The sequence below is a fragment of the Stenotrophomonas sp. PS02289 genome, assembly GCF_029960115.1.
Classification (GTDB): Bacteria; Pseudomonadota; Gammaproteobacteria; order Xanthomonadales; family Xanthomonadaceae; genus Stenotrophomonas.
Genome location: NZ_JASCOZ010000068.1, coordinates 1 through 22788 on the forward strand (window position 1 = coordinate 1; position 22788 = coordinate 22788).

Here is a 22788-nt window from a genome sequence, read left to right on the forward strand (position 1 = left end):
ACCCCGGTAGCGCCGGCCGTTGGCCGGCCCAGGCGGTATGTCAACGATCCAGCGCCTCGCGCAACGGTGAAAGGAACGCCTTCGCCACCGCCGCTGCTGCATCTGAACCATCCGCCTCCGCCAGTGCTGCCACCAGCGCGCTGCCAACCACCACACCATCCGCTTCCTTCGCCATCGCCGCCGCACTGGCGGCGTCCTTGATGCCAAAGCCCGCCACCACCGGCACCGACGAGCGACCGCGCAGGTCACGCAGGCGGGCGCTGGCGGCGTCGCTGTCGAGGCGATCAGATGCACCGGTCACCCCGGCGAAGCTCACGTAATACAGGTACCCGCGCGCCATCGCCGACAGCGTGTCCAGCCGTGCATCGGCCGTGGTCGGCGAGGCCAGCAGGATCAGCGCCAGCCCAGCCTGCTCGAAGATCGCCAAGGTCTCTTCCGCTTCTTCCGGCGGCAGGTCCACCAGCAGCACGCCGTCCACCCCGGCACTGATGGCGTCCTGGGCGAAGCGTTCGGTACCGCGGATCTCAATCGGATTCAGGTAACCCATCAGCACCACCGGCGTGGTGGCGTCATCACGGCGGAAGTCGCGCACGGCGTCCAGCACGTAGGTCAGACCCGCGCCCCGTGCCAGCGCGCGCTCGGAGCTGCGCTGGATGGTGGGGCCGTCGGCCATCGGGTCGGAGAACGGCACGCCGAGCTCGATCACATCGGCACCGGCCGCGGCCAGTGCGTGCATCACCGGCACCGTGGCCTCCAGACCGGGATCGCCAGCAGTGACGAAGGGAATCAGCGCCTTGCGGCCACTGGCGCGCAGGCGGGTAAAACAGGCATCAATACGGTCAACGGACATGTCGGGCGCGTTCCAGAGTCAGTTCAAATGCGTGGCGGGCGGTCACAGCACCAGGCCTTCGCGGGCGGCGATGGTGTGCACGTCCTTGTCGCCACGGCCGGACAGGTTGCACAGCACCAGCTTGTCCTTGGGCAGCTCGCGCGCCAGCTTGATCGCCTGCGCCACCGCATGGCTGGATTCCAGCGCGGCGAGGATGCCTTCGCTGTGCGCCAGCTGGTGGAACGCAGCCAGCGCTTCTTCGTCGGTCACACCGACGTACTGGGCGCGACCGGTATCGGCCAGGAACGCGTGCTCCGGGCCTACACCCGGGTAATCCAGGCCCGCAGACACCGAATGCGTCTCGATGATCTGGCCGTCGTCGTCGCAGATCACATAGGTGCGGTTGCCATGCAGCACGCCCGGACGGCCGGCGGCAATGGACGCCGCGTGGCGACCGGTTTCGATGCCGTCACCGGCCGCTTCAGCGCCGACAATGCGCACGTCGCGGTCGTTGAGGAAGGCATGGAACAGGCCGATGGCATTGCTGCCGCCGCCGACACAGGCGGTAATGGCGTCCGGCAGGCGGCCGTAATCGGTCAGCATCTGCGCGCGCGCTTCGCGACCGACGATGGCGTTGAAATCGCGCACCATGCGCGGATACGGGTCCGGGCCGGCCACGGTGCCGATGATGTAGAAGGTGTCGCGCACGTTGGTGACCCAGTCGCGCATCGCTTCGTTGAGCGCATCCTTCAGCGTGGCCGAGCCGGAGGTGACCGGCACCACCGTCGCACCGAGCAGCTTCATGCGGTAGACGTTGATCTTCTGCCGCTCGATGTCCGTGGCCCCCATGTAGACCACACACTCCAGGCCCAGGCGCGCGGCGACAGTGGCGCTGGCGACGCCGTGCTGGCCGGCACCGGTCTCGGCAATGATGCGCTTCTTGCCCATCCGCGCGGCCAGCAAGGCCTGGCCGATGGTGTTGTTGATCTTGTGCGCACCGGTGTGGTTCAGGTCTTCGCGCTTGAGCAGGATCTGCGCACCACCGACCTGCTGGCTGAGCCGCTCGGCGTGGTAGATCGGGCTCGGCCGGCCCACGTAGTGGGTCAGGTCCTTGTCATAGGCGGCGATGAAGCTGGGGTCCTGGCGCGCCTGGTCATAGGCGGCGGCCAGCTCCTGCAGCGGCCCGATCAGGGTTTCAGCGACGAAACTGCCGCCGTAGCGGCCGAAATGGCCGTTGGCGTCCGGGTAGGCGTGGAAATCGGTGACGGGCGTTGGGGATGCGGACATGACGCGACAGCCGGTAGAGACAGGCCTTCACTCTAACGCACGTATCCTGACCGGAATATCGATATTATCTGGCACAACCTGTCAGGAAAACTCACATGAGTGACACCTCCCTGCCCTCGCTCAACGCCCTGCGCAGCTTCGAGGCCACGGCCCGGCTGGGCGGTGTCGGCCGGGCCGCGCAGGAACTGCACGTGACCCACGGCGCGATCAGCCGGCAGCTGCGGCTGCTCGAAGAACATATGGGCTTCGCCCTGTTCGAGCGCGCCGGGCGTGGCCTGCGCCTGACCGCAGCCGGCGAGACCCTGCGGGCCGCCTGCGCCGGGGCATTCGGGCAGATCCGCGATGCGGTGAGCGGGTTGCAGCGCCGGCAGCGGCCCGAAGCGCTGGTGCTGGGCTGCAGCGGCAGCATCCTGGCGCGCTGGATGATTCCTCGACTGCAGCAGTTGCAGACCGACCTGCCGCAGCTGCCGCTGCACTGGTCGGCGCAGGACGGCAGCTTCACGGCGGATCAGCAGACGCTGGATGCGGTGTTGCTGCTGGCACATGCGCCGTGGCCGTCCGGGTGGCAGGTGCGGGAACTGGCACCGGAGCGGGTCGGCGTGGTGGTCAGCCCGCAGCATCCGGCGGCCGCGCGGCTGCGTGGGCATCCGCCTTCGGTGTTGCTGGGGGAGCCGTTGCTGCACACCACATCACGCCCGCAGGCGTGGCCGGACTGGGCGTTATCGCATGGGTTGGAGCCGGCGCAGCTGGTGATGGGCACCGGATTTGACCACCTGTATTACCTGCTGGAAGCCGCGGTGGCTGGCCTGGGCGTGGCGATTGCGCCGGAGCCGCTGGTGGTGGATGAGTTGGCAGCCGGGCGCTTGCTGGCCCCGTGGGGGTTCGGGGCCACCGGGGGGTTCTGGGTGTTGGCGACGCCAGAGGGCGTCGCGGATGCACGGGTGGATGTGTTGGCGGAGTGGCTGAGCGCGCAATTGACGTAGAGCCACGCCCTGCGTGGCTGCACTTCGCCCCGAGTCATCGCCCCAGCATGATCACCCTGCGGTGGGTGCGGCCAGTCTGGCCTGCACCTCTTCGCGCAGTCGCGCGAGTTCAACTTCGGCCTGCTGGCGCTGCTGCATGCCTTCGCGGTGAATCGTGCGCACTTCTTCCACCGTGGCGATCAGCTGGTCGTGGGCGTGGCGCAGGGTGGCCACGTCAATCACGGCGCGCTGGTTGGCCTTGGCGGTTTCCACCGAGGTCTGCCGCATCAGGTCGGCATTGCGGCGCATCAGGTCGTTGGTCGCATCATCAATCGCATTGGACAGTTCCACGGCGCTCTTCTGCTCGCTCAGGCTGAGCTGGATGGCAAACTGGCGCTTCCACGACGGAATGGTGATGTCGCGGACCGTGTTGAACTTCTCGATCAGCTGGATCGCATTGGCCTGGATCAGGCGGATCATCGGCAGCGACTGGTCGGCGGCGTGCTGCATCACCACCAGGTCGCCGACGCGCTTGTCGAGCAGGCGGATGGCATTGTCCAGCTCGCCCTGGCGGATACGCACCTGCGGATCGTCGTTACCCAGCGCCGCCTGCTGCTCGGTCCGCAGTTCACCCAGACGCTGCTTGCCGGCGGCGATGTGCAGGCCCAGCGCGTGTCGCTCTTCGCGCACGATCTCATGCATGCGGTCGAACTCGCCGACCCGCTGCCCCATCAGCGCCTGCTGGCTGCCCACGTCGCCGAGCAGCTGCTCAATCTGGCGATTGGTGTCGCTGAACTTCTGCACCAGCTCGCCCTTGGAGGCGCGCAGCTTGTCGATCAGGCCGCCGATCACCGGCACCTTTGAACGTTGGGTGAGCCCGTCCAGATTGAGCGTGCGCGCGATGCGCACCACTTCGCCCAGTTTCTCGCCGCTGGCATCCAGATCACGATTGCGTACCTGGTCCAGCAGCTGGCTGGAAAACGCCGCGGTCTTGGCCGCCGCGTCGCGCCCGAACACCTGCAGGTTGCCCGGACGGATGTCCTCCAGGCTGCGGCCGATCTCGGCAATGCGCGGCAGGTCGTCCTGGGCCAGGCCCAGCGCCTTCAAGGTGGCGTCATCCACCGTGGGCGATGCCACGGCGAGGGCCGAGCTGTTCGGCGTGTCCTGGGTCATGGCGAAGTCTCCTTGAAGGGGATGGCAATGAATTGCATGGGTCAGTCCAGTCTAGCCTGCGCCGAGGCGACCTCGGCGTTGATCTGGGCCAGCAGGTGCGCCGCCTGCTGGTCGCGCTGCTGCTGGTCGCCTGCGCGGCGCGCCAGCGTGGTCTGACGCCACGCCGGCAGCAGGGTCTCGGTGATGCGCTGGCTGCGCGCCAGCAAGGCGGCGTTCTGCTCGCGCAGCAACTGCCATTGCCCGGCTTCGACCTGCTGCAGCGCGGCCAGCCGGCGCAGATGGTCCAGGCGTTGCGCCAGCACTTCCTGCAGCGGCGGGGTCAGTGCGGCCAGTTGCGCGTGGCCGGCGTCGGCCCAGGCTTCCAGCGTCAGGGCAGCATCATGTGCGCGTTCCTGCGCTGCCGCCTGCTGGGCCTGCTGCGCCACGACGCCGCGCGCGGCCGCCTCGGCCTGGACCAGCAACACGCCCATGCGCGACTGCCCTTCCTGCGCGTCCAGTTCCTGTTCCACATCGCGCCCGAGCAGACGGCCCCACCAGCTCACGCGACGGCGTGCGGCGGCCGGGTTGGCTGCCTGCACCACAGCGGCCAGCTGTTCCAGCACCGTCAGCAGCTGCGCCGCAGCGGCGTCATGCCCGACGGGCGGCGCGCTGCCCTGCCCCATCGCGTCCAGCAAGGACGCGCCGTAGCGCGACAAGCCGAGCGCGTCGGAGGCCACCGGCACCGGTACGGGCCAGCCGCGGATCATGCCGGGGCATCATCCGCAGCGCCGGTCCATTGGGGCGGCAGGGTCGATTCACCGTAGAAGTGACGCATCAGCGCTTCGTCCAACGCACGCTCCTGCGGCGTGCTGGCGCGACGTGCACGCGGACGCGGCGCTGCGACCGGGCCGCGCTCCATCTGCTCGCGCACCCAGCTGGCCAGCACGGCCAGGGTTTCACCGGTACGCGCCTGCTGCGCGTTGGCCTGGCCGAGCAGCTGCAGCAACGGGGCCAGACCTTCCTGCAACCCTTGGGCAATCGGTTCGGCGGCGGGAAGCGGGGGTGGTTGCGGCAGGCCGGTGTCGGCAGGCGCATGCTCCGCCGCAATCACCGGTGTGGCCGGAACCGGAACCAGGCGCTCCAATGCCGCCAGCAAGGCCGGCCACGGTGCGGGGTCCGGTGCACTCAGCGGTGTGGAATCGGCGCTGCTCTGCAGCGCGCTGGCGATATCGGCCAGCTGTGCCACCACGCGTCCGCCGACATCGGCATCGCCGGCACCCATCGCCTTGTTGCGCAGGAAGTCGCGCTTGATCTGCGCCCAGCGCTGCTGCTCATCCTCGCCCAGCACACCGCGCAGCTCGCCCAGCTTGAGCAGGTTCTCTTCCGCGCCGGTGGTCAGCAGCTGCGCTTCGCCCAGGTAGTGGTCGGAAATCAGCTGCTGCAGCTCGGCCTCGTTCATCACCGGCGAGATCTTCTCGGACAGCTTGTTCATGTTGCGGTAGCTGCCCTGCAACCGGAACGGCGGCTCGGTGCGGTAGCGGTCGTCCTGTGCGGCACTGGCGATGTACTGCTGGTTGACCCGGTAGACCACGTCGCGCACGCGCAGCATGCGCTGCAGGGTGGCAACGATCTCGTTGATCTCCGCGCCGCTGTAGGCATGACTCAGCGCATTGGTGGAAACCTCTTTGCCCATGGCGCGGTCAACCAGCAGGTACAGGTCGGCCATGTCACGCGTGGCCAGCGGGGCCAGCACCGCGTTGGAGGTCAGGCTGTTTTCGATGTAGCTCAGGGTGAAGGCATCTTCCATGCCGCCGAGCACGTCGCCCAGGTTGTAGATGTCGGCGCGGTTGGCGAGCATGTCCGGAATCTTGAACACCTCGCCGGACTCGGTGTATGGGTTGCCGGCCATCACCACGCAGAACTTCTTGCCGCGCATGTCGTAGGTGCGGGTGCGACCGCGCCACACACCCTCGATGCGCCGGGTGCCGTCGCAGAGCGAGATGAATTTCTGCAGGAACTCGGGATGGGTGTGCTGGATGTCATCGACATACAGCATGGTGTTGTTGCCCATTTCCAGCGCCAGGTTGAGCTTTTCCAGCTCCTGCCGCGATGTCGCATCCGGAGCCTGCGCCGGGTCCAGCGATCGCACCTCATGGCCCAGTGCCGGGCCATTGATCTTCATGAAGACCAGGCCCAGCCGGTGCGCCACGTATTCCATCAGCGTGGTTTTGCCGTAGCCGGGCGGGGAGATCATCATCAGCAGGCCCATCAGGTCGCTGCGTTTGTTTTCTCCAACCGTACCCATCTGCTTGGCGAGGTTGTCGCCGATCACGCCCAGGTAGACGTCGTTGATCAATTTGTTGCGCACGAACGACGACAGCGGACGCGCCTTGAACTCGGACAGCCGCAACGCGTCGCGCTCGCGCGCGATGATGCGCTGGCGCACGCCCTGGTAGGCATGGAAGGCCGGCACGAACTGCTGCAGGTGGGCGCGCAGGCGCGCCAGGAAGTCGTCCAGCGAGAGGGTGAGGTGCCCCTGCTGGATGCGCGCGTGCTCGCCCAGCAGCCCCTGCACCTGGACCTGCAGGGCGACCTCGCTGGCACGCGTGCGCAGCGCACGCGACACCAGCAGCAGCGCTGCCGCTTCATCGGCGTAGCCGGCGTGCGTGGCGTAGGCCGGCAGCTGGCACAGCGCGCGCAGCCATTGACCCGCCAGTTTCCAGCGCGCGGCAAGACCGTCCTGCTCGCGTTGCAGGGCACGGTCAAAGGCTTCGCGCTGGCCGGCCGACTGCAGGTGCTGGGTCAGCGCTTCGAGCAGGGCCTGCGCGTAGCGGCTGGTGCTGAAAACGGGCTCGCCGACACTGAGTTCGGCAGCCAGATACGCGGCCGAGGCCTGCGCATCTTCAGACTGGAACGGAAGCTGGCGCTCCTGCACGAAGGCATCCAACGCGGCGGTCATCTCGGCCAGCAGGGCCTGCTGACCTTCGCTGGAACCAAACAGACGGGCGATGGCATCGGCTCCGGCCTGACGCGCGGACCACTGCGCCACGTCCTCGCGGCGCTGGTGCGCGGCCCAGAACAGCAGGGCCAGCGCGCGTGCGCGCGGTGCGTGCTGCAGCGTCCCGGCGGCCTGCTGCAGCGGCAGCAGCGCGTGCAGGATCAGGCTGGCGTCGTGGTCATGGATGCCACGTTCATAGCCTTCGCGGTAACGCGGCGCGGCGAAGTCGCGGACGATCTTCTCCAGTGCATCCGGCTCGGCAGCCGCATGCTGCAGAGCGGCCAGATCGAGGCCATCACGCCCTTCCATCGCGGCCAGCAGCAGGCTGCCGGCCAGGTATTCGGCGCGGTACAGCTGCGCGGATTCTGAATCCAGTCCCAGCTGCCAATACGCCTTCAGCTCGGCCAGTTCCGGGTCGTGCAGCGCTTCCAGGAAGTCGGTGCCGGTCAGGTGGATGGCAAGTTCGTCACCGCGCGGCAGCAGGGTCAGGTCCAGCGCCTGGGTGTTGACGCTGAAGCGATGACGCGGCCCCAGCCGCACCACATTGCCGCCGGCTTCAAACAGGTCGCTGCGGTCACGCAGTGCACGCACGGCCTGGTCGCGCACGCCTTTCAGGCGCGCTTCGACGTCGTCCGCCTTGACGCTGTCGCGCAGTTCGCGCAGACGCTCGGCCAGCTCGCGCAGCTTGAGCACCAGCGGGTCGCCAGCGAAGAAAGCGTTCAGTTCGTCGGCGCTGGCGAAGCGCTCGGTGCGTTTGGCCAGGCCGTCCAGAATGCGGGTGGCCGCGTCGAGCACCGAACGCGCCTTGCGCTGGCGCTCGTCCAGCAGCGCCTGCTTGTGGGTTTCGAAGGCTTCGATCAGCTCTTCGCGCTTGGCCAGGATGTCGCCGAGGAACTGCTCGTGCTCACCGAACTGGCTTTCCAGTTCTTCCAGCTGCACCAGCAGGCGCGACATCTGTTCATCCGCCCGCTCGGGGTCGGTGGCCATGCCCAGTGCACTGGTGATGGACTGCGAGAACAGCGCGAACTGGGCGGCAAACTGCGCCACTGCCTCGGCCGAACCCAGGGTGCGGCGACGCTGTTCGGCGCGCACGCGGCTCTGGTTGAGACGCGCGTAGACGGCAGAGATGGCTTCCACCACGCAGGTACGCGCGGTGGCATCGTCCACTTTCAGCCCGGCCATGAGCGCAGACAGCATGTCCAGATCGGCGGCCATGCCGCGCATGCCGGCCAGTTGTTCATCCAGCACACGCGCGCTTTCAGCCTGCTGGGCGGCTTCATCCAGCGCCTGCAGGCGTTCGCCCAGCGGAGCCAGTGCGCGCTCGTCGGCGAGGAACTGGCCGGTTGCAGCACCGACGCGGTCGTGCGCTTCCTGCAACGCGGTGGTCATCGCATCGATCACGTCCGTATCGATGTAACGATAGTCGCGGATGGTCAGCAGGTGCCCGCGCTGGGTGGAGATGGCGTTGAGCGCCTCGACAAAGGCCTGCACCTCGGTCCAGTTCTCCGGCTGCAGCCGCGCCAGCAGGGCCTTCTGGCTGGACTGCGCCTGGGCCATGGCCTGCGCGGACTGCTGGCGGATGCTCTGGACCTTCTCGTACTCGTCCAGCACCGACTCGCCGGTGGCGCTGATCTCGCGCAGCAGGCCGGCCGCGCCGTCACAGCTGGCGTCGTCGAGCCAGTGGTGGGCGTCGAACATGCGCCGGGTGTCCTGCACCAGGCGCTGGTAGCGCTGCACCGAAACGTCCTGGCCTTCGATGGTCCGGGCGAGGTCGAACAGGTTGGAAATGCCGCGGACCAGCTCGGCGTTGCCGATGCGGCCCATGAAGGTATTGCCCGGCGGCCGGCTGGCGGCAAATTCGTCGCTGCTGAAGGGGGTCTGCCAGACCTGCATCGGGTGGATGCGGGTCGGCTCGGTGCCTTCGGCGTGGAACAGCACCATGCGCCCGTCATGCATGAAGGCGTAGCCGTGGCCGAACACCGGGTTCTGCAGCACGCGCTGGATGGTGTTGTAAACGAACAGCGCCGAGCGCCCACCTTCGCGCTCATAGAAGATGTACAGCACGTCCTCGCCATTGGGCGAGCGGATCGCGCGCTTGAACTGCATGCCCTGCATCGAAGCGTCGAAGGCTTTGTGCTCGCCGCTCTGCAGGTAATAGCCACCGGGGAAGATGATGCCGTGGTCTTCCGGCAGCTGCACGCAGGCCTGCACGATGGCGTCATTGCGCACGATCGCGCCGGTCAGCGTGTTGTAGATCAGCCCGCGCCAGACGGTTTCGCGGTACGGCAGCACCTTGAGCAGCACCAATGAGCCGACCCGGGCGAAATCAAACTGGGCGTCGTCCAGCGACTGGGTGCTGTCATCGACCGGCTCGCTGTAGATGCCCTGCCCGCTTTCGGTGTTGTTCTCGACCTTGATGGTGAGATCGCCACCGGTGGTCTCGACGAACAGGGTATCCAGAATATTCAGATGTGAATGACGGCCGCTGACCGCCATGTCGCGGGTGGCACGGGTCCACTCGAAATCGAACGGCGGCGGCAGCGCGATGTCACGCTCGCCGCGCGCATCCAGATAGGTCAGCTCGCCCTCGCGCGAGACCGCCCAGCGGAACACACGCACGTCGCTGCTGCGCTCGCCGATCTGGAACGATGCCAGCAGCTTGTCACCGACCTTGATCAGCTGCAGAAGGCGCGCATGCTTGTAGTAGGCGTAAAGCTCACTGAAGTCATGCACGAAGCCGGCCTGGGCCAGGAAGCTGCCCTTGGCATCCACCGGCACCACGTCGTAGCCCTCGCCCGACTGCACCAGCCGGTACAGGCCGAACACGTCCTCGACCCGGGTCTGGGTCTTCAGGCCCAGGTAGACGTTGTAGCCGAACAGCAGCAGGTCCGGTCCGACCTGCACGATGTCCCGGCCCACACAGTTGTTTTCGCTGCGGATGCGGAAGCGGCCAATGACCTCCAGCCGGCTGTCCCCGAACTCCACCAGACGCTGGCGGTTGAGCGCATCGGCCAGTCCGCGCAGACGCGTGCCCTGCTCGCCCAGGCGACGACGCAGGACTTCATAGGCTCCGCCCTGGGCAACCGCCTGATCGACGGTGGTGGTGGCTTCCGCCGACGACGGGTCGGGACGGGGGTCGGTATCAGACATCAGCTTCCTTCCGGCTCACGGAACACCGGCCGGAGGTACCGGCCGGTGGAAATGTAGAGCGGGCTCTGCCCCGCTCAGCGCGCGTCGACGACGGTGGCCGACACGGTGTCGGTGGCCGCGGTGTGCTCGTCGGCGATCTGGCGCGGCGCTTCTTCGCGTGCGCTCACGCCCAGGTAGCGCTGCATCAGGTCCTGCACGATCGGACTCTTGCCGGCCAGGCCTTCAATCGACTTGCCCAGCGAGACGGCCTTGATCAGGTTCTCGAACATGCCACCGTCGCCACCGACCAGATCGATGTCGGCATTGCGCAGCGCGCTGGCGATGACGCCGGCGTTCTCGCGCGAGACTTCCTTGCCGGCTTCGATCGACGCCAACGCCTGCTTGAGGCTGTTGTCGAGCATCATGCGGAACTCTTCGTGGCCACGTGCGCTGTCGCTGAGCGAGGCGATCGCCTCGAACTTGCGGACCAGGCCTTCGGCTTCGGCCAGCAGCTTCTTCTGCACCACACCGGCTTCGGCACCACCGACCGACTCGGTCGCGGTCGCACGGGCACGGCCCATCTGCTCTTCACCCTGGGCCTGGGCCTGCAGGGTTTCAGCCAGCACGCGGGCGTCGTTGGTGCCCTGCTTGAGGGTGGCGTCGGCCTTGGCTTCGATGACGCGGGCTTCGGCGATACCGACCTTCTCGATGGCCAGTGCCGACGCTTCACGCACCTGCGCTTCGGCCAGACCCGGTGCGGCCTGTTCGGCGCGGGTACCATCGGCCAGCAGGCGCTTGGCCTCGGCCTGCTTGCCGGCGGCTTCGTGCTCGGCCTGGGCCAGGGTGGTGATCTCGACCGCGCGGTGCTTGGCTGCGGTTTCCGCGGCCTGCGCTTCCTTGACCTGGCGCACCAGCAGTTCCTGCGCCTTGGCCTCGGCCTCCAGGATCAGCACCTGCTTCTGACGGTCCGCCTCGGACACTTCACGCACTTCCTTGATGCGCTCTTCTTCCTGGGCCACGGTCTTGTCGATGGCAACACGTTCGCGGGTGATGTTGGCCACGTCCATCTTGCCCACTTCGACCACCTTGTCGCGCTCGACGCCCTGCAGCTGCACTTCGCGCTCGGTGGTGACCTGCTCCAGCTGGCGTGCACGCTCGACGCGCTCGGCCTCGATGGCGACGGCGCGCTGGCGATTCTGCTCGGCCACTTCGACTTCGCGCAGGCGGTTCTGCTCGCGGATGTCGATCAGTTCCTGCGCCTCGATACGGGCGTGCTCAGCCAGCTGGCGCTGCTCTTCCTGCACCTTGGCGGTTTCAGCCTGCTCGCGGGCCTGGATGGTTTCGATCTCGCGCTTCTGCCGGGCTTCGGCTTCGGCCTGCTGCCGCTCCAGCGCCAGCAGCGCTTCGCGCGCTTCAACGTTCTTCTTGGTGATGGCGAGCTTTTCGTTCTGTTCCAGCTCGTTGGTGACCACGTTCTGCGCTGCGGTCAGCTCGGTGATCTTGCGGATGCCCTGGGCATCGAGAATGTTGTTCTGATCCAGCAGCAGCTTGGGGGTCTGTTCCAGATAGTCGATGGCGACGTCTTCCAGCGCATAGCCGTTGAGGTCGTTGCCGATCACCGCGATGATCTCGTCGCGGAACTCCTGGCGCTTCTCGAACAGCTCGGTGAACTCGAACTTCTTGCCGACGGTCTTGAGTGCTTCGGAGAACTTGGCGTTGAACAGTTCGTCCACGGCGTGCTTGTCCGACGCGCGGTCGGCACCAATGGCCTTGGCCACGCGCAGCACGTCGGCCTGGGTTTCGTTGACGCGCAGGTAGAACGCCACGGCGATGTCGGCGCGCATGTTATCGCGGCAGATCAGGCCTTCCTTGCCACGGCGGTCAATCTGAAGGGTGATCAGGCTGATCCGCATCAGCTCGGCGCGGTACAGCACCGGGATGATCAGCGCACCGGTGAAGTGCACTTTGGGCTGGGAGCTCATGTCGTTGACGATCAGCGCGACGCCCTGGTCCACCTTGCGGTAGAACGCCTTGAACAGGCCGGCAAGACCGAGCAGCAGGACTATCAGTACGCCCACGCCGATCAGGAACGGGGCCATGGCAGCAACACTCATCGATGGATCTCCTTGTCGCCCGCAATCAGGCTGTCTTGGAACGAAAGCGCGGGGTGGCTGTCTTCGGCAGCGACCCGGTAATGGTTGTGTTCGGCCACGTAGTCGATCAGGACCAGGCGTGACCCACGCGGCAGGGTCTGACCTTCGGGCAGGCGGACCTGCAGGATCAGCCCGGCTCCGCCGTCGTCAACGGTGGCGTAGCCGGTCGTGTCGGTGACCTGGGGCGAGGCGACCACGCCTATGCGGCCCAGCAATGAGGTCTGCGGTACCGCCCGCAGGCGCAGCAGCAGGCGACGCACCGGCCGCAGGATGACGGCCGTGACCGGCACGGCCGGTACCAGCGCCAGCAGGGCCACCGCGCTGCCCGCGGCCCAGCGCAGCGGCACCGGCAGTGGCTGCAGCAGGAACAGATGGGTCAGATAGGTGCCAGTCCAGCCGAAGAACGCCAGCAGGGCGATCACCAGCATGACCGGTGCGCCGCCGAGGCCGAGTCGCGAGAACATGCCGGAGATGCCATGCAGGCCCTCCTCGCCTCCGCCCAGGTCGATGCCGTCGGTCGCGAAACCGTCATCGACCACGCCGCACGCGGCCAGCAGCCAATACACCACGGCAAATGCCAGCACGATGCTGTACGGCAGCGTGGGGAATGTCAGCGCGACATTGAAAAATTCCGCCATTTCACGACTTCCTTGCATCGGTGCCGCGGTTTCCCCCTGCGGCGTCCCTGGGAAGGCGCTCCGGCCTTCCCTTGAACCGTTGATGCTACGTGAAATATTGGATTACGCACATAGGGGGTTTCTGACCCTGTGCGATAGGTGCGTGTTCATGAAACGTCAGTCGGCCTCGTGGCAATCGGCGCGGCGGACTTCCTCGACGAACTTGCGCATCTTGTAGCCGTCCTTGATGCCCGGTTCGGTCTCGATGCCGCTGGAGACATCCACGCCCCACGGCAGGGTGGCGACGATGGCGTCGAACACGTTGTCCGGGGTGATCCCGCCGGCCAGCAGGAACGGCCGGTGCAGTCCGGTCGGCAGGCGGGTCCAGTCGAAGGTCACACCGGTACCACCGCCACCACCCGGGGCATGGCTGTCGAACAGGAAGCCGGCGGCGCTGGGATAGCGCAGCTGCAGCTGGCGGGCATTGACCTCTTCACGCCCGCCCATGGCGACCGCTTTCAGGTACGGCATGTTGAAGCTGCGGCAGAACGCCTCGTCTTCAGCCCCATGGAACTGCAGCAGGGTCGGCCGCACGGTGCGCAGCACCTCGCGGACCTCCTCCTTGCTGTTGTCGCGGAACAAGGCGACCACGTCGACCATCGGTGCAATCGCCTGGCGCATCGCGCGGGCTTCGGCCGGGGCGACACGGCGCTTGCTTTCACGGGCGAAAATGAAACCCACGGCGTCCACACCCAGCTCGCCGGCCAGGCGCACATCGCCGGCGCGGGTCATGCCGCAGAACTTGATGCGGGTGCGGTAGTAGGAGCGGCTCATAACGTAACCTCGGCAGGCAGGTGCCAGTTGTCGGGATACAACGGGCCAACAAACACGAGACCCTGCGGCGGTGCAGTGGGGCCAGCCACGGTGCGGTCCTGGCCGGCGAGCAGCTCGGCCATCCATGACACCGGTTGTTCCCCACAACCGATCAGAATCAATGACCCGACAATATTGCGCACCATGTGATGAAGAAATGCATTGGCCTGAACGCAGACCTCGATGACCTCGCCCTGGCGGGTGACGCTGATGGCCTGCAGCTCGCGTCGCGCATGCAGGGCTTCACACTGCGCGCTGCGGAACGCACTGAAGTCATTTTCACCCAGCAGGGCCTGGCCGGCCTCGTGCATGCGCGCCGCGTCCAGCGGCCGTCGCTCCCAGCTCAGGGTCTGCCGGTACAGGGCCGGGCGAATCTGGCGGTTGAGCAGCCGGTAGCGATAGCGCCGCGCCCGCGCCGAAAACCGGGCGTGAAAGTCGTCGGCCACCGGCATGCACCAGCGCACCGCAATCGAGCGCGGCAGGCGGGTGGTGGTGCCCAGCGTCCAGCCGCGCGGGTCACGCACGGCGTCGGTATCGAAATGGACCACCTGGCATTCGCCGTGAACGCCGGCATCGGTGCGTCCGGCACAGGTGACCTCGATCGGGGCGTCGGCCACCGATGACAGTGCCTCCTGCAGGCTGGCCTGCACGCTGGGACAACCGCTTTCGCCCAGCTGCTGCCAGCCCTTGTACTCACTGCCGTCGTACTCCACGCCCAGTGCGTAGCGCATGGTCAACCTCGATTACGTCGATGAAGGCCGGCCCAGTGGCCGGCCAGGGCTTGCGCCCGGGGTGTCACGGCAGGCGCGCCAGCAGCTCGCGTGCCTGGATCTGGCTGTGGATGTCGCCGGCAGCCGCCACTTCCTGCAGCAGGGCGCGCGCGGTATCGGCGTCGCCGAGGTCGAGGTAGGCGATGGCCAGCTCCAGCCGCTCGCGACCCGGCGTGCCCAGCGCTTCGCTCGCGGTGGCCGGCTCCGCGGCCGACGGCTCAACCGGAGCAGCCACAGCAGCCGGTGCCGCCGGCTCCTCAGGGAACTCGAACACGCCCCGGTAAGACGACTGCGCGGCAGCATCCCAGGCATGTGCAGGGACCACCACGTGATCGGGGTCCTGCAGCGCCGGAGCTGCAGCGGTTTCGCCCTGGCCGGGCTGCGGCTCCAGCGTGAACGCGGGCTCGCGGCGTGCCACTTCGGCGGCCACCTGGTCGGCAGTGCTGTCGTAATCGACCGAATCGTAGGCCAGCTCCGCATCGTGGTCGGCCTGCTCCTGCTCGGCCTGCGCCTGCGTCGCCAACTCGTCGACATAGCCGGCGGCCGGCATCGCACCGGCCAGCGCGGCCGCGTCGAACCCATCGCGGCGCAGCGGCGGCAAGGGCGACGGCTTGCGGCGGCGCGCAAGCGCCCATCCCGCGACCACCACCAGCAGCACGCCCAGTCCCAACCAGTACCAGCCCCCGCCACCGCCCTCGCGGGCGGCCGGGGCATCGGCCAGGCGCTGCTGGGCAGCGGCCAGGTCGCTGTCCTTCATGCTGATCAGCGCTTCCTGCTGCTTCTGCAGCTTTTCCAGCTCAGCCACGCGGCCGCGCAGCTCCTGGATTTCCGCATCGCGGGTGGCCACGTCTTCCTTGGCCTGCTGCAGTTGTTCATTGCCCAGCATGTCACCCTCACTGCCGGCAGCAGTGCCGGTGATAGTCCCTGCGTTGTGGTCGGTGGCGGCAACGGCGGGCGCGATTTCCAGTCGTCCACCAGCGGTTGCCGGCGCGGCCGCCGTGGCTGCGCCCGCTGCGTTGGCCGGCGTGCTGGCCGGCGTACTCGCCACACCCGTGGCCGCCGGCTGTGGAATGGCCGAACGGGCCTGACGCCATTGCGCGGTGTGCTCGCGCACCATCGCGGCGGCTTCGGCCGCATCCACCGGGGGTGCCGATGCGGCATCCGCCGTACGCAGCACCGCGCCCTGCTTGAGCAGGTTCACGTTGCCGCGGATGAAGGCTTCGGGATTGGCACGCAGCAGCGCGATCATCGCCTGGTCGCGGCTGAGTCCGCGCTCGCGGGCCAGCCCACCGGCGATTTCCGACAGGGTCTGCCCACGGCGCACGGTGATGGTGCCATCGGCCGCGACGGCCGGAGCCGGTGCGGGACGGGCCGGTGCGGGCGCGCGTGCTGACGCGGGCGCCGCATTGCGGGGCGGCACCGGGGTGGTACGCGACGGGGTTGCTTCGGCCGGCTGCGGATCGGCGGCCAGCGGCTCGGCCACCGTCGGGGCCGGCTCGGGCTCGCGCACGATGGCGTTGGACATCGCCCCTTCGGGCGCGACGATTTCAGGTTCGGCGACGGCTATCGCACTGTCGGGCGCATCGACCAGCGCGGAATACTCGCGGACCAGACGTCCCTGCCCCCAGTCGGCCTCGATCAGGAAATTCAGCGACGGCGTGGTGACCGGAGCCTGGCTGCTGACCCGGACCACGGCGCGGCCCTGGGTATTGCGGGTGAGCTCGAACTGCAGTTCGCTGACCAGGCCGGTCGGGCGGTCGAGGCCGACGCGGGCAAAGGTGACCGGCGAAGCCAGCGCCACGCGCAGGTTTTCCAGCTCGGACGGGTCAGCGGAAATGATCGGGATTTCAGCCAGCAGCGGCTGGCCGGGTTTGGACAGCACCCGGATGTCGCCCAGGCCGAGGGCCATGGCCGAGCTGCTGGCCAGGGCCAGCAGCAGGGTGGATACCACCTTGAGCGGGCGCTTCGCGCCCGGAGCTCGTTTCTTCATGCCGGCAATATAACGATTCCGGAACAATCCAGCCACGCACGGCGTGGCTGTACGGGACCGCAATCCGCGGCGCGGATCAATCAACCTTCGGCGGCGACCAGCTCGGCCAGCTGCACGGCGTTCAAGGCCGCGCCCTTGCGGATGTTGTCCGACACGATCCACAGGTTCAGACCGCGCGGATGCGACAGGTCTTCACGGATGCGACCGACATACACGGCGTCGGTGCCGGACGCATGGGTGACCGGGGTCGGATAGCCGCCGGCTTCACGACGATCCACCACCTCCACGCCGGGCGACTGTTCCAGCAGTTCGCGCGCCGCTTCCGGCGTGACCTTCTCACGGGTTTCAATCGCGACCGCTTCGGAGTGTCCGTAGAACACCGGCACGCGCACCGCGGTGGGGTTCACCAGGATGCTGTCGTCGCCGAGGATCTTGCGGGTCTCCCAGACCAGCTTCATTTCTTCCTTGGTGAAGCCATTGTCCTGGAAGTCGTCAATGTGCGGGATCAGGTTGAAGGCGATCTGCACCGGGAAGCGCTGCGGGTCGATGTCCTGGAAGCTGAGCAGCTGACCGGTCTGCTTGCCCAGTTCCTCCAGTGCCGAACGACCACCGCCGGACACCGACTGGTAGGTGGCGACGTTGATGCGCTCGATGCCGTAGCGGCGGTGCAGCGGAGCCAGCGCGACCAGCATCTGCATGGTCGAGCAGTTCGGGTTGGCGATGATGCCACGCGGACGGTTGGCAACCTGCTCCGGGTTGACCTCGGAGACCACCAGCGGCACGTCGTCGTCGTAGCGGAAGGCCGAGGAGTTGTCGATCACCACCGCACCGGCGGCGGCAAACTTCGGGCCGTACTCCTTGGACACGCTGCCACCCGCGGAGAACAGCGCGATGTCCACGCCGCTGGGGTCGAACTCGGCCAGGTCCTGGACCTTGATCTTCTGGCCCTGGAACTCGATTTCACCGCCGGCCGAGCGCGACGAGGCGAGCAGGCTCAAGGTAGCGATGGGGAAGTTGCGCTCGGCCAGGATGGACAGCATGGTTTCGCCCACCGCACCGGTGGCACCGACGACGGCGACGTGGAAACGACGATCTGCATTGCTCATAGGAACCTCTGTGTAAGGTGTACCGACCCACGGTCGGTACCTACCGCATTAATTGAATTGGGAAACGCACAGCGGGCTGGGTTCGGGGAACCTCACGTAGTGGCCGCAGAGGTTCCCGATCGTTTTGCGTCGTCTTTTTTGCCGTCCACGACAGCGCCGCCAGCTTTCACGGCAGCCACAGCGTCAGCATTCAGTGCGCTCGGCGGGTGATTCGCGTGCGGCCCCTGCCCCAGCGCGGCGGTCAGGTTGTCCACTGCCAGCTGCACCATGGCACGGCGCGTGGCCTGGCTGGCGCTGCCGATATGCGGGGTCAGCACGATGTTGTGCAGCGCCAGCAGTTCCGGGCGCACTGCCGGCTCGCCCTCGAACACGTCCAGGCCGGCAGCCGCGAGGCGGCCATTGGCCAGTGCGTCGGCCAGCGCGAGCTCGTCGACGATGCCACCGCGTGCGATGTTCACCAGCGTGGCGGTCGGCTTCATCTTCGCCAGTGCGGCGGCATTGATGATGTGATGCGAGCTGGCGCTGTAGGGCAGCACCAGCACCAGGTGATCGACCTCGGCCAGCAGGGTGTCCAGGTCGACGTACTGCGCGCCGACCTCGGCCTCGGTGGCCTCCGGCAGGCGCGAGCGGTTGTGGTAGAGCACGCGCATGCCAAAGCCGAGCGCGCCGCGGCGGGCGATGCCCTGGCCGATGCGGCCCATGCCGAGGATGCCCAGCGTGCTGCCATGGATGTCAGCGCCCAGCATGGTCTGGAACGACCACTGCCCCCACTGCCCGTCCCGCAGCCAGCGCTCCGCCTCGGTGATACGCCGGGCGGTGGCCATCAGCAGCGCAAAGCCCAGGTCAGCGGTGGTTTCGGTGAGGACATCGGGGGTGTTGCTGGCGAGGATGCCGGCCGCACTGAGCGCGTCGATATCCAGGTTGTTGTAGCCCACGCCCACGTTTGCGATGGCACGCAGCTGCGGTGCGCCGGCGATTTCCGCCGCACCGATGCGCTCGTTGAGCGTGATCAGCGCGCCATCCACCTGGGCGAGCTGCTCGGCCAGCATCTGCGGCGTGTAGCGGGTGACGGCGTCGGTGACGGTCAGGTCGAAATGCTGCCCGAGCTGTTCGATGACGTCATCGAACAGGGGCTGGCTGACCCACACCTTCGCGCGCGGATCAGCCATCGATGTGACCCGGGATGCGCGGGGTGATCTCGCCGACGTCGCCGCACTGCGCGCGATGGCGCAGCGCCTGGTCCATCAGCACCAGCGCCATCATCGCCTCGGCGATGGGGGTGGCACGGATGCCCACGCAGGGATCGTGGCGACCGGTGGTGATGACGTCCACCGCGGCACCGGTCGCGTCCACCGTGGCACCGGGCAGGCGCAGGCTGGACGTGGGCTTGAGCACGATCGAGGCGGTGACCTGCTGACCGGTGGAAATGCCACCGAGGATGCCGCCGGCGTGGTTGCTGGCGAAGCCTTCGGGGGTGATCAGGTCACGGTGTTCGGTGCCCTTCTGCGCGGCGCTGGCAAAGCCATCGCCGATTTCCACACCCTTGACGGCGTTGATGCTCATCAGCGCGGCCGCCAGTTCACCATCGAGCTTGCCGTAGATGGGTTCACCCCAGCCCGGCGGCACGCCGTCGGCCACCACGTTCACGCGCGCGCCGACCGAATCACCGGACTTGCGCAGCGCGTCCATGTAGGTTTCCAGCGCCGGCACCTGGTCGGCCACCGGCCAGAAGAAGGGGTTGTCTTCCACCGCCGACCAGTCATGACCGGTCGGCGTGATGTCGCCCAGCTGCGAGAGGTAACCGCGCACGGTGACCCCGTAGCGCTGCGCCAGCCACTTCTTGGCGATGACCCCGGCGGCCACGCGCATGGTGGTCTCACGCGCGGACGAGCGACCACCACCGCGAGGATCACGGATGCCGTACTTCTGCCAGTAGCTGTAGTCGGCATGACCCGGACGGAACTGCTGGGCAATGTTGCTGTAATCCTTGCTGCGCTGATCGGTATTGCGGATCAGCAGCGCAATCGGGGTACCGGTGGTGCGGCCTTCATACACGCCCGAGAGGATCTCGACCTCGTCGGCCTCGCGGCGCGCGGAGGTGTGCCGGCTTTTGCCGGTCGCACGGCGCTGCAGGTCGTGGGCGAATTCGTCGGCGCTCAGTTCCAGCCCCGGCGGGCAGCCATCGACCACGCAACCGATCGCCGGACCGTGCGATTCGCCGAAGGTGGTGACCGACAGGAGCTTGCCGAAGGTATTGGAACTCACGGCCGCTGCGCCGCCAGTTCGGTGATGCGGGCACTGTGGGCGATCAGTTCGCGGCATTCGACCGCGAAGATGCCCATCTGGCCGACCTTGAACTCGACCCAGGCAAAGTCCACTTCCGGCAGCAGCTTGATCAGGTGCTGCTCGGACTCGCCCACTTCGCAGATCAGCAGGCCGTCTTCGCTGAGGTGCAGCGGGGCGTCGCGCAGGATCTTCAGCACCAGGTCCAGGCCGTCGTCGCCGGCACGCAGGCCCATTTCCGGCTCGTAGGAGTATTCCTGCGGCAGCGCGTCGGTTTCGTCGTTGGTGACGTACGGCGGGTTGGTCACGATCAGGTCGTAGTGACGGCCGGTGAGGCCGCTGAACAGGTCCGACTTGAGCAGGGTGACGTTGTGCGCCTGCAGGCGTTCCTTGTTTTCTTCGGCCAGCGACAGCGCGTCGTCGCTCAGGTCAACGCCGTCCACTTCCCAGTTCGGGTAGTAGTGGCCCATGGCAATGGCGATGCAGCCCGAACCCGTGCACAGGTCGAGCGCGCGATGCACGTCGCGACCGGCCAGCCACGGCTCGAAGCCGGACTCGATCAGCTCGGCGATCGGCGAGCGCGGCACCAGTGCGCGGGTGTCGCTCTTGAAGCTGAGACCGGCAAACCAGGCTTCACCGGTGAGGTAGGCGGCCGGAATGCGTTCATCGATACGACGCTGGAACAGCTCCAGCACCTGCAGCTTCTCGTCGCGGGTGACCCGGGCCTGGCCGTAGGCCGGACCGAGATCGTGCGGCAGGTGCAGGCTGTGCAGGACCAGCTGGGTGGCCTCGTCCAGGGCGTTGTCGTAGCTGTGCCCGAAGGTCAGCCCGGCGGCGTTGAAACGGCTGGTGCCGTAGCGGATCAGGTCGATGATCGTGTGAAGTTCGGCGGCCGTATCGGCAGTCATGGCAAGGCAACAGACAATGTGGCCCCCGATTATAGGCGCTGGAAGGGGCCGCAGCATCCGTTGCAGGCGAAACGGCTGGGCGGGGCCGGAACCCTCCCCTATGATGGTGGACCCCTCCGGCAACGGGCCGCCCATGTTCAACCGCACCACAGGCATCATCCTGATCATCGCGCTGGCCGCCGGGCTGGGGCTGGTGACGGCGCAGAAGGTGTTCGCACCGAAGCCGGCGGCCAACCAGCCCGCCACCGAGACCATCACCTTCTACCCGCAGCCGCGCCCGCTGCCGGACTTCAACCTGAGCCAGTCTGACGGCACCCGGCTGATTCCCGGAGAGCTGAAGGGCCACTGGACCCTGGTGTTCCTGGGCTTCACCTTCTGCCCGGACGTCTGCCCAACCACCCTGGCCGACCTGGCCCGGGCCCAGAAAAGCTGGGAAGCCCAGCCTGAAAGCCTGCGCCCGCGCGTGCTGTTTGTGTCCGTGGATCCCGAGCGCGACACCCCGGCCCGGCTGGGCGAGTACGCGCACGCCTTCCACAAGGACACCCTGGCCGCCACCGCGGACGTGCCCTCGCTGGAGCGCTTTGCCACTTCGCTGGGCTTTGTGTTCCAGAAGGTGGAAGGCAAGCACTTTGATGAAAACCCCCAGGACTACACCCTGGAGCACTCGGCCAGCCTGGCCGTCCTGGACCCGGACGGCAAACTGGCCGGCCTGATCCGCCCGCCCTTCCAGGCGCAGGCGATTGCCCGCGACCTGCAGTTGCTGACCGAGAAAACCGCACCATGAGCCTGACCACGAAGCTGACCTACGTCCTGCCGCACCGCCTGCTGTCGTCGATGGCGCGGAGCTTGGCGTATTCCAGCAACCCGAAGATCTCGCGCTGGCTGATCGACACCGTGACCGCGAAATTCGGGGTGAACCTGGCCGAAGCGGCCAACCCGGACCCGCGCAGCTACCCGACCTTCAACCAGTTCTTCACCCGTGCCCTGAAGCCGGGCGCGCGTGTGGCCGATCCCGATCCGCGCAGCCTGCTGATGCCGGCGGACGGCCGCATCAGCCAGTTGGGGCCGATCCAGGACGGGGTGATCTTCCAGGCCAAGGGGCAGTCGTTCACCGCGGCCCAGCTGCTGGGCGACGACGCCGCCGCCGAGGTGTACCGCAACGGCCTGTTTGCCACGGTGTATCTGTCGCCGAAGGATTACCACCGCGTGCACATGCCCTGGACCGGCACCCTGGTCGAGACCGTGCATGTGCCGGGGCGCCTCTTCAGCGTCGGCCCGGCGGCAGTCAACACGGTGCCGGCGCTGTTCGCCCGCAACGAACGCCTGGTCTGCCACTTCGAGACCGACTTCGGGCCGATGGTGCAGGTGATGGTGGGCGCGCTGCTGGTGTCGGGCGTGGAAACGGTGTGGAGCGGCGAGGAGATTCCCGCCTATGGCGACCGCATTACCCGCAAGGACTATCGCGGCAAGGGCATCACCCTGGAGCGCTTTGCGGAGATGGCGCGGTTCAATTACGGATCGACCGTGATCGTGCTGCTGCCGCCGGGTGTGGCCGAATTTGCGCCGGGGCTGGGCGCGGAGCGTGCGGTGCGGCTGGGTGAGGCGCTGGCGACGTTGCGTTCGTAAGGCGTGCAATTGCCCCTGATGCCGTAACGTTCGCAACGCCGTAGAGCCACGCCCTGCGTGGCTTCGCGGTGTCGGACACGGCCGCAGCCAAGCAGGGCGTGGCTC

At 67.4% G+C, this 22788-nt stretch carries 17 protein-coding genes; 3 read left to right on the forward strand and 14 right to left on the reverse strand.

Annotated elements, in window-relative coordinates:
• Positions 1-40: 40 nt before the first annotated feature.
• Entirely contained in the window at positions 41-850 is an 810-nt protein-coding gene (gene trpA, locus QMX83_RS11225) for a tryptophan synthase subunit alpha (protein WP_282296714.1), read from the reverse strand.
• Between the two features lie 42 nt (positions 851-892).
• Positions 893-2116 carry a tryptophan synthase subunit beta gene (gene trpB, locus QMX83_RS11230; protein ID WP_282296715.1) on the reverse strand — a complete coding sequence of 408 codons (1224 nt, stop codon included), beginning with the start codon at positions 2114-2116 and terminating at the stop codon, positions 893-895.
• A gap of 95 nt (positions 2117-2211) precedes the next feature.
• Between trpB and QMX83_RS11235 the strand changes: the two genes are divergently transcribed.
• The gene (locus QMX83_RS11235; protein WP_282296716.1) at positions 2212-3099 is read left to right on the forward strand and encodes a LysR family transcriptional regulator; all 888 of its coding nucleotides are present in this window, start codon (positions 2212-2214) and stop codon (positions 3097-3099) included.
• Between the two features lie 51 nt (positions 3100-3150).
• Here the strand turns inward: QMX83_RS11235 and QMX83_RS11240 are convergent, their stop codons facing one another.
• The 12 genes from QMX83_RS11240 to prmB all read right to left on the reverse strand — a co-directional run bounded on the left by QMX83_RS11240 (position 3151) and on the right by prmB (position 21057).
• Complete coding sequence (locus QMX83_RS11240) at positions 3151-4251, reverse strand: toxic anion resistance protein (protein ID WP_282296717.1); 1101 nt, start codon at positions 4249-4251, stop codon at positions 3151-3153.
• A gap of 41 nt (positions 4252-4292) precedes the next feature.
• Entirely contained in the window at positions 4293-4997 is a 705-nt protein-coding gene (locus QMX83_RS11245; protein ID WP_282296718.1) for a hypothetical protein, read from the reverse strand.
• On the reverse strand, positions 4994-10378 hold the full coding sequence (locus QMX83_RS11250) for a DNA repair ATPase (protein ID WP_282296719.1): 5385 nt from the start codon (positions 10376-10378) through the stop codon (positions 4994-4996). The genes QMX83_RS11245 and QMX83_RS11250 overlap by 4 nt, the downstream gene beginning before the upstream one ends.
• 74 nt (positions 10379-10452) lie before the next feature.
• Complete coding sequence (locus tag QMX83_RS11255; protein ID WP_282296720.1) at positions 10453-12471, reverse strand: hypothetical protein; 2019 nt, start codon at positions 12469-12471, stop codon at positions 10453-10455.
• Positions 12468-13148, reverse strand: coding sequence for a hypothetical protein (locus tag QMX83_RS11260; RefSeq protein ID WP_282296721.1), 681 nt, complete (start codon positions 13146-13148; stop codon positions 12468-12470). Before QMX83_RS11260 ends, QMX83_RS11255 begins: the two co-directional genes overlap by 4 nt.
• A 156-nt stretch (positions 13149-13304) precedes the next feature.
• Positions 13305-13961 carry a phosphoribosylanthranilate isomerase gene (locus tag QMX83_RS11265; protein WP_282296722.1) on the reverse strand — a complete coding sequence of 219 codons (657 nt, stop codon included), beginning with the start codon at positions 13959-13961 and terminating at the stop codon, positions 13305-13307.
• Complete coding sequence (gene truA / locus QMX83_RS11270) at positions 13958-14731, reverse strand: tRNA pseudouridine(38-40) synthase TruA (RefSeq protein ID WP_282296723.1); 774 nt, start codon at positions 14729-14731, stop codon at positions 13958-13960. Before truA ends, QMX83_RS11265 begins: the two co-directional genes overlap by 4 nt.
• Positions 14732-14795: 64 nt before the next feature.
• Positions 14796-16760, reverse strand: a complete 1965-nt coding sequence (locus QMX83_RS11275) for a FimV/HubP family polar landmark protein (protein WP_282296724.1) — start codon at positions 16758-16760, stop codon at positions 14796-14798.
• A gap of 80 nt (positions 16761-16840) precedes the next feature.
• On the reverse strand, positions 16841-17866 hold the full coding sequence (locus QMX83_RS11280; protein WP_282296725.1) for an aspartate-semialdehyde dehydrogenase: 1026 nt from the start codon (positions 17864-17866) through the stop codon (positions 16841-16843).
• Between the two features lie 92 nt (positions 17867-17958).
• Positions 17959-19035 carry a D-glycerate dehydrogenase gene (locus tag QMX83_RS11285; protein WP_282296726.1) on the reverse strand — a complete coding sequence of 359 codons (1077 nt, stop codon included), beginning with the start codon at positions 19033-19035 and terminating at the stop codon, positions 17959-17961.
• A complete protein-coding gene (gene aroC, locus QMX83_RS11290; protein ID WP_282296727.1) occupies positions 19028-20131 on the reverse strand; it encodes a chorismate synthase in 1104 nt (367 codons plus the stop codon). Before aroC ends, QMX83_RS11285 begins: the two co-directional genes overlap by 8 nt.
• Complete coding sequence (prmB, locus tag QMX83_RS11295) at positions 20128-21057, reverse strand: 50S ribosomal protein L3 N(5)-glutamine methyltransferase (protein WP_282296728.1); 930 nt, start codon at positions 21055-21057, stop codon at positions 20128-20130. Before prmB ends, aroC begins: the two co-directional genes overlap by 4 nt.
• A 133-nt stretch (positions 21058-21190) precedes the next feature.
• Between prmB and QMX83_RS11300 the strand changes: the two genes are divergently transcribed.
• A complete protein-coding gene (locus QMX83_RS11300) occupies positions 21191-21841 on the forward strand; it encodes an SCO family protein (RefSeq protein WP_282296729.1) in 651 nt (216 codons plus the stop codon).
• Positions 21838-22683, forward strand: coding sequence for an archaetidylserine decarboxylase (asd, locus tag QMX83_RS11305; RefSeq protein WP_282296730.1), 846 nt, complete (start codon positions 21838-21840; stop codon positions 22681-22683). The genes QMX83_RS11300 and asd overlap by 4 nt, the downstream gene beginning before the upstream one ends.
• The last annotated feature ends 105 nt before the right edge of the window (positions 22684-22788 follow it).